The sequence below is a fragment of the Rhizobium sp. 21-4511-3d genome, from assembly GCF_053522545.1.
The window spans coordinates 190,883-204,428 of the sequence record NZ_JBNWCF010000007.1; the positions used below are offsets into that span (position 1 = coordinate 190,883).

A 13,546-nucleotide genomic window follows, 5' to 3' on the forward strand; every position below is an offset into this window, starting at 1 on the left:
TTTTTTAGGGAAAAGCCTACCGACGTGAACGACAGAATGGATCCTCGACACGAAGCCTTTTCGGCTGCCGAACTCGCGACAGAGGAAAGCCGCGCTTCGGCGACGCCGATGATGGAGCAGTTCATCGAGATCAAGGCGAACAATCCGGATTCGCTGCTCTTCTATCGCATGGGCGATTTCTATGAGCTGTTCTTCGAGGACGCGCTCGATGCGTCGCGCGCGCTCGGCATCACGCTGACGAAGCGCGGCCAGCACATGGGGCAGGATATCCCGATGTGCGGTGTGCCGGTTCATGCGGCCGACGACTATCTGCAGCGGCTGATCGGTCTCGGTTTCCGCGTCGCTGTCTGCGAGCAGGTGGAAGACCCCGCGGAAGCGAAGAAGCGCGGCTCGAAGTCGGTCGTCAAGCGTGACGTCATCCGTCTCGTCACGCCCGGCACGATCACCGAAGAAAAGCTGCTTTCGCCATCCGAATCCAACTACCTGATGGCGCTCACCCGTATCCGCGGCGCGTCCGAACCGCTGATGGCGCTTGCCTGGATCGACATTTCGACCGGTGTTTTCCGTGTTGCCGAGACCGAGAGTTCACGCCTGCTGGCCGATATCCTGCGCATCGAGCCCCGGGAGCTGATCGTTCCCGATACGATGTTCTATGATCAGGAACTGAAACCCGTCTTCGACGTGCTGGGCCGTGTGGCCGTGCCGCAACCGGGCGTACTGTTCGACAGCGCCACTGCCGAAAGCCGGATCACGCGCTATTTCGGCGTCTCGACGCTCGATGGCTTCGGGACATTTTCTCGTGCCGAACTCGCCGCGGCGGCAGCGGCGATCGCCTATGTCGAGAAGACCCAGATCGCCGAGCGGCCGCCGCTCGGAAAGCCAGAGCGGGAAAGCGGTGCCTCGACACTGTTCATCGATCCGGCAACCCGCGCCAATCTCGAACTGGCAAAGACCCTTTCAGGCGACCGGAACGGCGCGCTGCTGAAGGCGATTGACCGTACCATCACCGGTGGCGGCGCCCGTCTGCTTGCCGAGCGGCTGATGTCGCCGCTGACAGATCCGGCGAGGATCAACGAACGTCTCGATTCCATCGGTTTCCTGATCGAGGAGCCGTCGCTCTGTGGCGACCTGCGGGATGCCCTGAAGCATGTGCCCGATATGCCGCGCGCCCTTTCGCGGCTGGCGCTCGATCGTGGCGGACCGCGCGATCTCTGGGCGATCCGCCAGGGCCTTGGCGCTGCGGCCGAGCTGGCGCGCCGGCTTTCGGATGCCCTGCTGCCGGGAGAGCTGGATGCTGCAGCAGCCGAGCTTCAAGCGCTCCCGCCCACGCTGGAGCGCATGCTTGGCGAAACGCTGGCCGATGAGTTGCCGCTGCTGAAGCGCGACGGCGGCTTTCTGCGCGATGGCGCCAACGCCGAGCTCGACGAAGTCCGGGCGCTGCGCGATCAGTCGCGCCGGGTGATTGCCGGCCTACAGCTGCAATATGCCGACGAAACCGGCATCAAGTCGCTGAAGATCAAGCACAACAACGTTCTCGGATACTTCATCGAAGTCACGGCCGGCAATGCCGGTCCGATGACCGACACCGCGGAGGCCAAGGCCCGTTTCATTCATCGCCAGACGATGGCCAACGCCATGCGCTTCACGACGACGGAGCTTGCCGATCTCGAAAGCCGCATTGCCAATGCTGCCGACCGGGCGCTGCAGATCGAGCTTGCCGCCTTCGACCGGATGACGGCGGCTGTTGTCGCGGAAGCCGAGGCGATCAAGGCCGGCGCCCGGGCGCTTGCCATTATCGACGTTGCGGCTGCACTGGCGCTGCTTGCCGAAGAGCAAGCCTATTGCCGCCCGCTCGTCGACGGCTCGAAGATGTTTGCGATCGAGGGCGGGCGTCATCCCGTCGTAGAGCAGGCGCTGCGGCGTCAGTCGTCCGGCCCCTTCGTTGCCAATAATTGCGATTTGTCGCCGGTCTCCGATGGCAAGGACGGCGCTATCTGGCTGCTGACCGGCCCGAACATGGGCGGTAAATCGACCTTCCTGCGCCAGAACGCGCTGATCGCGATCCTGGCGCAGATGGGCTGCTTCGTTCCGGCGACGTCGGCGCATATCGGCATCGTCGACCGTCTATTCTCGCGCGTCGGCGCATCCGACGATCTGGCGCGCGGCCGTTCGACCTTCATGGTCGAGATGGTCGAGACCGCGGCTATCCTCAATCAGGCCACCGACCGCTCGCTCGTCATCCTTGATGAAATCGGCCGCGGCACCGCGACTTTCGATGGCCTCTCGATCGCCTGGGCCGCCGTCGAGCATCTGCATGAAGCGAACCGCTGCCGCGGGCTTTTTGCGACGCACTTTCACGAATTGACCGTGCTTTCTGAAAAGCTTGCCCGGCTATCGAACGCCACGATGCGGGTGAAGGAATGGGACGGCGACGTCATTTTCCTGCATGAAGTCGGCCCGGGCGCTGCCGATCGTTCCTATGGTATTCAGGTTGCCCGGCTGGCCGGTCTGCCGGCTTCCGTCGTTGCCCGTGCACGCGATGTGTTGACGCGGCTTGAAGATGCCGACAGAAAGAACCCGGCGAGCCAGCTGATCGACGACCTGCCGCTCTTCCAGGTGGCGGTGCGCCGCGAGGATACAAATCGCGGTCCGTCCAAGGTCGAGGAAACGCTGAAGGGCATGAGCCTTGACGACATGACGCCGCGCGAGGCGCTCGATGCGCTTTACGCATTGAAGAAACAAGTGAAGTAGGAGCCGTCCGATGTTCATGCGCAGCCTCGTTCGTGAGACACAGCGGCTCTCCGATATGTTCACGATCCTCGAAGCGCTTCGCCGCGCCGACGAGCACGGCAATCCGCGCGGCTGGAAATCGCCCTACGGCCTGCTTGAGGTTACCCGCTGCTGCACACTGATCTGCGAGCTCGCCTCGATGATCGCCAAGGCGGGTTACCGCGAATGCGACCGGCCGACGCTGGAGGCGATCACTCAGGAAGCCCGCCAGGTGCTCTACTCGGTTCAGGCCCAGACGGTCTGACCGCCGGCAATCTGCCAACTTGCGGCAAAGCGCCCCGCCCCTGCGGCTCGCAACACCTTTTCGCCAAAATTAAAGGTTCTTGAGGTATGAAGCCGGTGTCATCAGCCGGGTAGAGAGGCTATATCGCATGCAGACGAAACGAGAGGCGCAGACCGAGCAAGCCGCGCCGCGCGAACACAGCATGGCGAAGCAAGACATCGACTTTTCCGGCATCCTCGATACGGCCTATCTGCAGAGCCAGTGCGATGCCGTGGCCGAAGCCAACAAGAACCGCCCGGACCTTCTGCGCTCGGATCTCCTCGCAGTCCTGAAAAAGGCCAGCAACGAGGGGCGGCAAAAGGCCCGCGAGCTGCTCTCGGAAGATGGCGGCGGCCTGCATTGCGCCTACCGTATCTCCTGGCTTCAGGACCAGATCATCACGGTCCTCTATCATTTCACCGTCACGCACATTTTCCCGAAGCAGAAGGACAAGTTCTCGGTCACCGCCGTCGGCGGCTACGGGCGCGACACGCTGGCGCCGGGTTCGGATATCGACCTGCTGTTCCTCTTCCTGCCGAAGCCCGGCGAGGAGACGCACAAGGCCGTCGAGTTCATGCTCTACATTCTGTGGGACATGGGCTTCAAGGTCGGCCATGCGACGCGCACCGTCGAGGAATGCATCGCGCTGTCGAAGTCCGACATGACGATCCGCACGGCGATCCTCGAGATGCGCTACATCTGCGGCTTGCAGTCACTGGAGACCGACCTCGAAGCCCGCTTCGACAAGGAAATCGTCACCGGCACCGGCCCGGAATTCATCGCCGCCAAGCTGGCCGAACGCGACGAGCGCCACCGCAAGGCGGGCGACACGCGCTATCTGGTCGAGCCGAACGTCAAGGAAGGCAAAGGCGGCCTGCGCGACCTGCACACGCTCTTCTGGATCTCGAAATATTATTATCACGTCCGCGATCCTGCCGAGCTGATCAAGCTCGGGGTTCTTTCCAAGCAGGAATACCGGCTGCTGATGCGCGCCGAGGATTTCCTCTGGGCGGTGCGTTGCCACATGCATTTCCTGACCAACAAGGCAGAAGAGCGGCTTTCATTCGACATCCAGCGCGAGATCGCTGAGGCGCTCGGCTACCACGCCCGCCCCGGCCTTTCGGCCGTCGAGCGGTTCATGAAGCACTATTTCCTCGTTGCGAAGGATGTCGGCGACCTGACGCGCATTCTCTGCGCGGCGCTTGAAGACCAGCAGGCGAAATCGATCCCCGGCCTGACGGGCGTGCTCAGCCGCTTCACCCACCGCACCCGCAAGATCGCCGGCAGCGTCGAATTCGTCGAGGATCGCGGCCGCATCACGCTTGCCGACCCCGATGTCTTCAAGCGCGATCCGGTTGCCATCATCCGGCTCTTTCATGTCGCCGATCTGAACGGGCTTGAGTTTCACCCGGATGCCTTGAAGCGCGTCAGCCGCTCGCTTGGGCTGATCGACAACGACCTGCGCGACAACGAGGAAGCAAACCGCCTCTTCCTCTCGATCCTCACCTCGCATCGCGACCCCGCCCTGATCCTGCGGCGGATGAACGAGGCCGGCGTGCTCGGCCGCTTCATTCCCGAATTCGGCAAGATCGTCGCGATGATGCAGTTCAACATGTATCACCACTATACGGTGGACGAGCATCTGATCCGCAGCGTCGACGTGCTCTCGGAGATCGACAAGGGCAAGGCGGAAGAGCTGCACCCGCTCTCCAACAAGCTGATGCCGCATATCGAAGACCGGGACTCGCTCTATGTCGCGGTGTTGCTGCACGACATCGCCAAGGGCCGCCAGGAAGATCACTCGATCGCCGGTGCCCGCGTCGCCCGCAAGCTCTGCGCCCGCTTCGGCCTGTCGCAGAAGCAGACGGAGATGGTCGTCTGGCTGATCGAGGAACATTTGACGATGTCGATGGTCGCCCAGACCCGCGACCTGACCGACCGCAAGACGATCACCGATTTTGCCGATCGCGTGCAGTCGCTCGACCGGCTGAAGATGCTGCTGATCCTGACGATCTGCGATATCCGTGCGGTCGGCCCGGGTGTCTGGAACGGCTGGAAAGGCCAGCTGCTGCGCACGCTCTACTATGAAACCGAGCTTCTGCTGGCCGGTGGCTTCTCGGAAGTGTCGCGCAAGGAGCGCGCCGGCTTTGCCGCCGAGGCGCTGTTCAACGCGCTCTCCGAATGGACGCAGAAGGACCGCAAGACTTATACGAAGCTGCACTACCAGCCCTACCTGCTCTCGGTGCCGCTGGAAGACCAGGTGCGCCATGCGCATTTCATCCGCCAGGCCGACAAGGCCGGCCAGGCGCTGGCAACAACGGTGCGGACCGACAGCTTCCATGCGATCACCGAAATCACCGTGCTCTCGCCGGACCATCCGCGCCTGCTCGCCGTCATCGCCGGTGCCTGCGCGGCAGCGGGTGCCAATATCGTCGATGCGCAGATCTTCACGACCTCGGACGGACGTGCGCTGGACACGATCCATGTCAGCCGCGAATTCCCGAATGACGAGGACGAGCTTCGCCGTGCCGCCACCATCGGCCGGATGATCGAGGACGTGCTTTCCGGCCGCAAGCGGCTGCCCGAAGTCATCGCCACGCGGACGAAGAACCGCAAGAAGAGCAAGGCCTTCGTCATTCCGCCGTCGGTCAACATCACCAACAACCTGTCGAACAAGTTCACCGTCATCGAGGTCGAGTGCCTCGACCGCGCCGGTCTCCTGTCGGAAATCACCGCGGTGCTTTCCGATCTCTCGCTCGACATTCAATCCGCCCGCATCACCACCTTCGGCGAGAAGGTGATCGACACCTTCTACGTCACCGACCTCGTCGGCCAGAAGATCACCAGCGACAGCAAGCGCTCCAACATCACCGCCCGGCTGAAGGCCGTCATGGCCGGTGAAGAGGACGAGCTGCGCGAACGCATGCCATCCGGCATCATCGCGCCCGCTGCCACGGCACGCTCTTCGCAGCCGAGCGACAAGAAAGCCGGTTCCCCCGCATGAGCCTCGTCAAGAAATTTGCCACCGTCGGCGGCGCCACGCTCGGCAGCCGCATCTTCGGTTTTGCCCGTGAAACGCTGATGGCCGCAGCCCTCGGGACCGGTCCGATGGCCGACGTGTTCTACGCCGCCTTCCGCTTTCCGAACCTCTTCCGGCGCCTGTTTGCCGAGGGCGCTTTCAACGCCGCCTTCGTGCCGCTGTTTGCCAAGGAGATCGAGGCGAACGGCACCGACGGCGCCAAGCGCTTCTCGGAAGAAGTCTTCGGCGTGCTCTTCTCGGTACTGCTGCTCATCACCATCGTGATGGAGCTCTGCATGCCGCTTCTGGTGCGCTTCATCATCGCGCCCGGCTTCACCGACGATCCGGACAAGTTCTCGATCACCGTGCGCATGGCGGCGGTGATGTTCCCTTATCTGATGTGCATGTCGCTGACGGCGATGATGAGCGGGATGCTGAACTCGCTGCATCACTTCTTCGCCGCCGCGGTCGCGCCCGTCTTCCTGAACGTCGTGATGATCGGCGCGCTGTTCTATGCGCTCTACACCGGCTCGGAGCCGCTGCAGACGGCTTGGTATCTCTCCTGGGGCGTTCTCGCGGCCGGTATTCTGCAGCTCGCCGTCGTCTATCTCGGCGTCATCCATGCCGGCATGAGCATCGGCCTTCGCCGCCCGCGCATGACGCCTAACGTCAAGCGGCTGCTGATCCTCGCGGTGCCCGCAGCCGTCACCGGCGGTATCACGCAGATCAACCAGATGATCGGCCAGGCGATCGCCTCGTCTCGCGAGGGCGCGATCGCGGCGCTTCAGTATGCCGACCGCATCTATCAGCTGCCGCTCGGCGTCGTCGGTGTCGCCGTTGGCGTGGTGCTACTGCCGGAACTGGCGCGCGCGCTGAAGGGCGGCAATCTGCGCGAGGCGGGCAACCTGCAGAACCGCTCGATCGAATTCGTCCTGTTCCTGACGATCCCGGCTGCCTTCGCGCTCTGGATCCTCTCCGACGAGATCATCCGCGTGCTCTACGAGCGCGGAGCCTTCCATCAGGAAAACACCCTGATCGTCGGCTCCATCCTGGCGATCTACGGCATCGGCCTCCCGGCCTTCGTGCTGATCAAGGCACTGCAGCCCGGCTTCTACGCCCGCGAGGACACCAAGACGCCGATGCGCTTTTCGGCGATCGCCGTCGGCGTCAACTGCGCGACGGCGCTGACGCTGTTCCCCTATCTCGGCGCTCCCGGTATCGCGGTCGCCGAGGCGACGGCGGGGTGGATCAGCACGGTCCTGCTTTTCGTAACGCTGCTGCGTCGCGGACATCTGGCCTGGGAATGGGCACTGGCGCGGCGCGCGGTTCTGCTCGTCGTCTCGGCGGCCGTCATGGGCGCCGTCATCATCTATCTGCAGCATCGCTGGGCGCCGTCGCTCGCATCGGACGCGCATCTGACGACCAAGGTCGGCACGCTCGGTCTGCTGATCGGCATTTCCATGATCGTCTATTTCGCGACAGCATTCCTGATCGGCGGCGCCGATCTCGGCATGATCCGCCGCAACCTCAACCGCAAGCCCGCACCTTCCACGGAAAGCTGAGGCTCAACAATAGGTCCAGCGCCGTTTCGGCCCGGTATCGACGTGAATGATACCGTTGCAATAGCGGCCGATACCGCCAATACCTGGTGCGCTCTGGGCGGCGGCAATCACCGTCCGCTCGGAAACGCCGGGCACTCGGATATCGGCGGCATTGCAATGCCGGTGCTGCGAGTGCGAGCGGCCGGAATGCGGCCGGAAGCCCGATGTCACCATCGGCCGGCGTCCGGTTTTTGCGGCGATATGCGCGAGAATTCCTCTCAGCCGCGGCGGAAAGCAGCCGACACGAACGCTGACGGTCTGCACCGTATAGGCGGAATTGGCGCTGTTCTTCAGCAGTCTGACGGATGGCTTCTTGGCCGTCTGGGCATTGGCGTTGAGGCAACAGGACACGGCGAACAGGCCGGCGAGCGCCAGGGATAGAATGGTATGCATCGACGTCCCTCCGGAAAGGGCCGGGCTGAAGGGGCGCTGCCCGGCCGGATGGCGGGAGGAACGTTGGTTTCAATTGTGACCATTTTGTGAAATTTTCTACTAATTCAAAATGTGAAAATCCCTCATTTATAGGATATAACCGTTTTCAACATAGCTATTTATGAGTATAAAATACTCCCGGCACCCAAAACGGAATCAATACGTTGAAGGCGGCGTGCATAGCCCGTTCGAAATCGCGGGAGACGCGCGAAAAATGCGGTGTGGCGGCTCAAAAAAGTTTAAGAGAGTGATCTTCAACCCGTTGAAATGCCTCGAACCAGGAGCCCGGAGCGATGCAATCGCTGTTTCTCGTCACGCTTGTCGTCGATGATTACGATCGCGCCAAAGCTTTCTATTGCGGTGCGCTCGGCTTCGACTGCCTGCAGGACGAGGCAATGCCGGATGGCAAGCGATGGGTGGTGGTGAAGCCGCGTGACGGTGATGGCGCTGCGTTCCTGCTGGCGCAGGCTGCGGACGACAGGCAGAAGGCGGCGATCGGCAACCAGACCGGCGGACGCGTCGGCTTCTTCCTGAAGACCGATGATTTTACGCGCGATCACGCGGCAATGACCGCCGCCGGCGTCCGCTTTCTGGAGGAGCCGCGGCATGAGGTTTACGGCACCGTCGCGGTGTTTTCGGATCCTTACGGCAACACCTTCGACCTCATCCAACACGCCGCACCCACGGCCTCTTGATTGCCGCCCTTGGCGCGTGCATAAGCGCGCCCGTTAGCAACATGGGCGTTTAGCCCTGGGGCCCTCCACCAGCCTAATCGAGGACATCATCATGGGCGAATTCAAGAAGCTCGTTTTCTCCGGCGTTCAGCCGACCGGCAATCTGCATCTCGGCAATTATCTCGGCGCGATCCGCAAGTTCGTGGCGCTGCAGGACGGCAATGACTGCATCTATTGCGTCGTCGACCTGCACTCGATCACCGCACAGCTCGTGCATGAGGATCTTCGCGGCCAGATCCGCTCGATCGCCGCCGCCTTCATCGCATCCGGCATCGACCCCGAGAAGCATATCGTCTTCAACCAGTCCGCCGTGCCGCAGCATGCCGAGCTCGCCTGGATCTTCAATTGCGTCGCCCGCATCGGCTGGATGAACCGCATGACGCAGTTCAAGGACAAGGCCGGTAAGGACCGCGAGAATGCCTCGCTCGGTCTGCTCGCTTATCCGAGCCTGATGGCTGCCGACATTCTCGTCTATCGCGGCACGCATGTTCCCGTCGGCGACGACCAGAAGCAGCACCTCGAGCTGGCGCGCGACATCGCCATGAAGTTCAACCTCGACTACCAGGATCATATCCGGCGCGCCGGTCACGGCACCGACATCACCGTCGGCGACGAGCCCGTGCACGCCTATTTCCCGATGGTCGAGCCGCTGATCGACGGCCCCGCGCCGCGCGTCATGTCGCTGCGCGACGGTACCAAGAAGATGTCGAAGTCCGATCCGTCGGATCTGTCGCGCATCAACCTGATGGACGACGAGGACGCGATCTCGAAGAAGATCCGCAAGGCCAAGACCGATCCGGATGGTTTGCCGAGCGAACTCGAAGGCCTGAAGGGCCGCCCTGAAGCCGACAATCTCGTCGGCATCTATGCGGCGCTTGCCGACAAGACGAAGGCGCAGGTTCTTGCCGAATTCGGCGGCCAGCAGTTCTCCGTCTTCAAGCCGGCGCTGATCGATCTCTCGGTTCAGGTGCTTTCGCCGATCACCGCCGAAATGCGCCGCCTGATGGACGATACGAGCCATATCGACGCGATCCTGCGCAATGGCGGCGAACGCGCCCGCGCCCGCGCCGAGGCAACGATGAAGGACGTTCGCGACATCATCGGCTTCCTCTACTAGCAGATAGCGAGCCGGGCTTTGCAAGCCCGGCTCAAGCTCTCCCTCCTATGGTATGAGACAGACCGCTGCGGTGCCGCAGCCGCAGTCCAGCAATCACATGCCATAGGGAATATCGATGACCCCGTTTGCCGCTATGCAGGCCGCTACGTATCTACCCGATGCCGCGACGGTTGCCGCAAAGGCGTCGCAGAGCGGATGCCTGGTCTACCAGCCCTACCTCAACAGCGACCAGCGGGCGTATCTCCATCCGGACGCGATCGCCTTCGATATCTCGTTCAATACGGATGCCAATACCCGCGAGTACGAGCTTTTCCGCACCCTCTACGACCACCACAAGGCTATCGGTCTTGATCGGGAGGCGTTCTGGGGTCTGGTCTCAAGCAAATTCGAACTGAAGGCTGCGACGTCATTTTCGCATTTCGCATCGGAAGCAGCGAAGGCCAAAGACGCCGGTTTCGATTGCTATATCTACAATCCCATGCTGGCGAATGCCGCGATCTACATCAATGTATGGGAACAAGGCATAGCCACCGGCCATACCGGCCTGGACAGGATCTGCGAGTATCTCGGCAACAAAGGCTACCCTGTCGTTCAGCCGCAGGGGCAGGATACGTTCTTTCTGTGCAACTACGTCTGCGGCAACGAGCGCTTCTGGCGTGGTTACTTCTCCTATTGCGAAGCCGTTCTCTACGGCCTTGACCAGGAAGCAGGCATGGGCCGTCCGGCAGGCCTCGCCTATCGCGGCGTCGCCAACTATGCCCGTGACAGAGGCGCCGGAATGCGGCCATTCGTGATCGAACGCCTGCTCGGCCTCTATGTGCAGACCGCGAGCGCCGAGGGACTGAAAGTCGCGACGTTCAAACCTCAGCCTGAGGATTTCGACCGAAAATTCGGCCATCGGCTGGGACCGGTGCTTTCCAAACTTTTCCATGAAAAGAACGAGGCGCTCGCCAGCAACCATCCTGTTCGCATCGAGGCCTGGAAGCAGGCGCGGCTCGCGATCACCTCGCGATCGGTGCTCGCGCTCCACGCCGACGATCCGCCGAACTGGCTGCCCAATGTCACAGGACCCTGAACATTGAGTTCACAGGCCGGGGCTTGCAAATTTTCGGGTTAGGGTGTCAGAGTCCGCGCCATGGTATCAAAGCGACTCTCACGTCTCGAAGGTCATCGCCGCAAGTTCATGGCGGTCATTGACGGCACACCCGAATGCCAGCGTGCCGTCCACTATGCCGGCCGGCGCGCCAAGAACTCGAATGGCGGTCTCGTTCTCGTTTATGTGATCCCGGAAGGCGATTTCCAGCAGTGGCTGGGGGTCGAGGAGATCATGCGTGCCGAGGCGCGCGAAGAGGCGGAAGCCGTGGTCGCCAAATCGGCGCAGGTCGTGCGCGAGACGATCGGTATCGAACCCGAGATCGTCATTCGCGAAGGCAGCGCTGCCGAGCAGATCAACATGGTGATCGAGGAAGACCGGGACATCGCGATCCTGGTGCTTGCGTCCAGCTCCGCGAAAGAGGGACCGGGACCGCTCGTTTCCTCCGTCGCAGGCAAGGGCGCGGCCTTTCCGATCCCGGTAACGGTGCTGCCCGATACATTGACCAACGAAGAGTTGGACGCGCTGGCCTAAACCAGCAATTCTGGAGTCATTATCTCTTGAATGGCGCGTCCAAACGGCCTATTTTCTTTTGAAGAATTCTAAAGACGGTACCGAGCGACGGCTTGGCCCGCATGGAGAGCGAAATGTTCATTCAGACCGAAGCCACCCCGAACCCCGCCACGCAGAAGTTTCTGCCGGGCAAGGTGGTGATGGAGAACGGCACGGCCGAATTCCGCAGCACGGAAGAAGCCCAGGCTTCGCCGCTCGCCGCGCGCCTCTTCGAAATCCCGGGCGTAACCGGCGTCTATTTCGGTTATGATTTCATCTCCGTCTCCAAGGACAATGCCGAGTGGCAGCACCTGAAGCCGGCGATCCTCGGCTCGATCATGGAACATTTCATGTCCGGCAAGCCGGTCATGGGCGACGCCTCCATTCTCTCCGAAGATGCCGATGCCGGTGACGAGTTCTTCGATGCCGGCGACGAATCGATCGTGCTGACGATCAAGGAACTGCTCGATACCCGCGTGCGTCCGGCCGTTGCGCAGGATGGCGGCGACATCACCTTCCGTGGCTTCAAGGACGGCAAGGTCTATCTCAACATGAAGGGCTCCTGCTCGGGTTGCCCTTCCTCCACCGCGACGCTGAAGCATGGCGTTCAGAACCTGCTTCGCCACTTCGTTCCCGAAGTGCAGGAAGTGGTCGCGGCCTAAACAACAGTATTTGCGCATGAATTCACCCGGCCGGGCTATTGCAGCACGGCCGGATGAATTTATTCTGCGCGCGGAAGAATTTATTCGGAAATTGATGGCATGATTGTTCTGGCGCTCGACACGGCAGGTGTGGATTGCGCTGCCGCTGTTTATGACAGCGGTAGTGATACGATGCTGGGGGAGGCATCGGACATGATTGGAAAGGGGCATGCAGAACATCTGATGGGCATCGTTGACCGCGTGCTGGCGCAGGCGGGAAAGAAGCTCGCGATGGTCGAACGCATTGCCGTCACGATCGGTCCAGGCTCGTTTACCGGTATCCGCGTCGGTGTTGCCGCAGCGCGCGGCTTTGCCCTCGCCCTGAATATCCCGACCGTTGGCATCACCACGCTCGAAACCATGGCCGCAGCCCAGCGCGTGAAAACGCCCGGTCGCGCCGTACTCGCAGCGATGGATGCCAAGCGCGGTGAAATCTATCTGCAGAGCTTTTCGGCCGAGGGCGAACCTCTCGACGATCCCCGCGCCGTCACCATCGAGGAAGCGCAAGCCTTCGCCTCGACCTTCGATGGCGAGATCACCGGTTCCGCAGCACCATTGCTGCGCCCCGAACTGACTGGCGACTACGCCAATTCCTTCCCCATCTCGTTCGTGGCGCGCCTCGGCGCTGCCGCCGACCCATCTTCCGGAAAGCCGAAGCCCCTTTATCTGCGTGGACCTGACGCCAAGCCACAGGCGGGGTTTGCGATTGCGCGAGTATGACAATGCTGGAAGCCTATCTGACGCTTAAGCCGGAATTCGAGATTGTCCCCATGGACGGCGACGACTGCCACGCTGTTGCCGTGCTGCATGGCGAACGCTTTGCCCGCCCTTGGGGCGATGGCGAATTTCACAGCCTGCTCAGCCAGGATAACGTCTTCGGCTTTGTGGCGCGCCAGACCAATGCCTTCCTCAAGAAGCCGCTGCCCGGTTTCGTGCTCGCCCGCCAGGTTGCCGGAGAGGCCGAAATCCTGACGGTCGCCGTACAGGCCAAGGCTGCGCGCTCCGGTCTCGGCTGGCGGCTGATGCAGGCTGCGATGCGAGAAGCCCATGCGCGCGGCGGCGAAAGCCTGTTCCTCGAAGTCGATGCGGGCAACGCACCGGCGCTCGGTCTCTACCGCAAGCTCGGCTTCGAGAAGGTCGGCGAGCGCCGCGGCTATTACAAGGACGACAAGGGTGCTGTTTCCACGGCGCTTGTCATGAAGCGCGTTCTTCGCTAGTTCCCTTGCGGAACTGGAATCTGTTGTG

12 protein-coding genes are annotated in these 13,546 nt (G+C 62.1%); 11 read left to right on the forward strand and 1 reads right to left on the reverse strand.

Annotation, left to right across the window (positions count from 1 at the left end):
* The first annotated feature begins 36 nt into the window (after positions 1-36).
* The 4 genes from mutS (at position 37) to murJ (ending at position 7,633) form a co-directional block, all read left to right on the forward strand.
* Positions 37-2,751, forward strand: coding sequence for a DNA mismatch repair protein MutS (gene mutS, locus ACQZ5H_RS17200; RefSeq protein ID WP_449098584.1), 2,715 nt, complete (start codon positions 37-39; stop codon positions 2,749-2,751).
* A 10-nt stretch (positions 2,752-2,761) separates the two neighbouring features.
* Entirely contained in the window at positions 2,762-3,034 is a 273-nt protein-coding gene (locus ACQZ5H_RS17205; RefSeq protein WP_112713713.1) for a hypothetical protein, read from the forward strand.
* A 127-nt stretch (positions 3,035-3,161) separates the two neighbouring features.
* Positions 3,162-6,056 carry a [protein-PII] uridylyltransferase gene (locus ACQZ5H_RS17210; RefSeq protein ID WP_449098480.1) on the forward strand — a complete coding sequence of 965 codons (2,895 nt, stop codon included), beginning with the start codon at positions 3,162-3,164 and terminating at the stop codon, positions 6,054-6,056.
* Complete coding sequence (gene murJ / locus ACQZ5H_RS17215; RefSeq protein ID WP_449098481.1) at positions 6,053-7,633, forward strand: murein biosynthesis integral membrane protein MurJ; 1,581 nt, start codon at positions 6,053-6,055, stop codon at positions 7,631-7,633. The genes ACQZ5H_RS17210 and murJ overlap by 4 nt, the downstream gene beginning before the upstream one ends.
* Before the next feature lie 3 nt (positions 7,634-7,636).
* Here murJ and ACQZ5H_RS17220 read toward each other — a convergent pair whose 3' ends face one another.
* Complete coding sequence (locus tag ACQZ5H_RS17220; RefSeq protein WP_449098482.1) at positions 7,637-8,065, reverse strand: YcbK family protein; 429 nt, start codon at positions 8,063-8,065, stop codon at positions 7,637-7,639.
* A 332-nt stretch (positions 8,066-8,397) separates the two neighbouring features.
* Between ACQZ5H_RS17220 and ACQZ5H_RS17225 the strand changes: the two genes are divergently transcribed.
* From ACQZ5H_RS17225 to ACQZ5H_RS17255, 7 genes are all read left to right on the forward strand, one after another.
* The gene (locus ACQZ5H_RS17225) at positions 8,398-8,799 is read left to right on the forward strand and encodes a VOC family protein (protein ID WP_449098483.1); all 402 of its coding nucleotides are present in this window, start codon (positions 8,398-8,400) and stop codon (positions 8,797-8,799) included.
* A 91-nt stretch (positions 8,800-8,890) separates the two neighbouring features.
* On the forward strand, positions 8,891-9,955 hold the full coding sequence (gene trpS / locus ACQZ5H_RS17230) for a tryptophan--tRNA ligase (protein ID WP_112713723.1): 1,065 nt from the start codon (positions 8,891-8,893) through the stop codon (positions 9,953-9,955).
* 115 nt (positions 9,956-10,070) lie between these two features.
* Complete coding sequence (locus ACQZ5H_RS17235; protein WP_449098484.1) at positions 10,071-11,030, forward strand: hypothetical protein; 960 nt, start codon at positions 10,071-10,073, stop codon at positions 11,028-11,030.
* A 60-nt stretch (positions 11,031-11,090) separates the two neighbouring features.
* The gene (locus ACQZ5H_RS17240; RefSeq protein ID WP_130279204.1) at positions 11,091-11,582 is read left to right on the forward strand and encodes a universal stress protein; all 492 of its coding nucleotides are present in this window, start codon (positions 11,091-11,093) and stop codon (positions 11,580-11,582) included.
* A gap of 113 nt (positions 11,583-11,695) precedes the next feature.
* The gene (locus ACQZ5H_RS17245) at positions 11,696-12,262 is read left to right on the forward strand and encodes a NifU family protein (protein ID WP_449098485.1); all 567 of its coding nucleotides are present in this window, start codon (positions 11,696-11,698) and stop codon (positions 12,260-12,262) included.
* A 99-nt stretch (positions 12,263-12,361) separates the two neighbouring features.
* On the forward strand, positions 12,362-13,021 hold the full coding sequence (gene tsaB / locus ACQZ5H_RS17250) for a tRNA (adenosine(37)-N6)-threonylcarbamoyltransferase complex dimerization subunit type 1 TsaB (protein WP_112713731.1): 660 nt from the start codon (positions 12,362-12,364) through the stop codon (positions 13,019-13,021).
* Positions 13,018-13,518: a GNAT family N-acetyltransferase gene (locus ACQZ5H_RS17255; protein WP_246777525.1), complete on the forward strand. Its 501-nt coding sequence runs from the start codon at positions 13,018-13,020 to the stop codon at positions 13,516-13,518. The genes tsaB and ACQZ5H_RS17255 overlap by 4 nt, the downstream gene beginning before the upstream one ends.
* The last annotated feature ends 28 nt before the right edge of the window (positions 13,519-13,546 follow it).

Coding starts and splice junctions, on each gene's coding strand:
- mutS (WP_449098584.1), top strand. CDS start 37: ATGGATCCTCGACACGAAGCCTTTTCGGCTGCCGAACTCGCGACAGAG.
- ACQZ5H_RS17205 (WP_112713713.1), top strand. CDS start 2,762: ATGTTCATGCGCAGCCTCGTTCGTGAGACACAGCGGCTCTCCGATATG.
- ACQZ5H_RS17210 (WP_449098480.1), top strand. CDS start 3,162: ATGCAGACGAAACGAGAGGCGCAGACCGAGCAAGCCGCGCCGCGCGAA.
- murJ (WP_449098481.1), top strand. CDS start 6,053: ATGAGCCTCGTCAAGAAATTTGCCACCGTCGGCGGCGCCACGCTCGGC.
- ACQZ5H_RS17220 (WP_449098482.1), bottom strand. CDS start 8,065: ATGCATACCATTCTATCCCTGGCGCTCGCCGGCCTGTTCGCCGTGTCC.
- ACQZ5H_RS17225 (WP_449098483.1), top strand. CDS start 8,398: ATGCAATCGCTGTTTCTCGTCACGCTTGTCGTCGATGATTACGATCGC.
- trpS (WP_112713723.1), top strand. CDS start 8,891: ATGGGCGAATTCAAGAAGCTCGTTTTCTCCGGCGTTCAGCCGACCGGC.
- ACQZ5H_RS17235 (WP_449098484.1), top strand. CDS start 10,071: ATGACCCCGTTTGCCGCTATGCAGGCCGCTACGTATCTACCCGATGCC.
- ACQZ5H_RS17240 (WP_130279204.1), top strand. CDS start 11,091: ATGGTATCAAAGCGACTCTCACGTCTCGAAGGTCATCGCCGCAAGTTC.
- ACQZ5H_RS17245 (WP_449098485.1), top strand. CDS start 11,696: ATGTTCATTCAGACCGAAGCCACCCCGAACCCCGCCACGCAGAAGTTT.
- tsaB (WP_112713731.1), top strand. CDS start 12,362: ATGATTGTTCTGGCGCTCGACACGGCAGGTGTGGATTGCGCTGCCGCT.
- ACQZ5H_RS17255 (WP_246777525.1), top strand. CDS start 13,018: ATGACAATGCTGGAAGCCTATCTGACGCTTAAGCCGGAATTCGAGATT.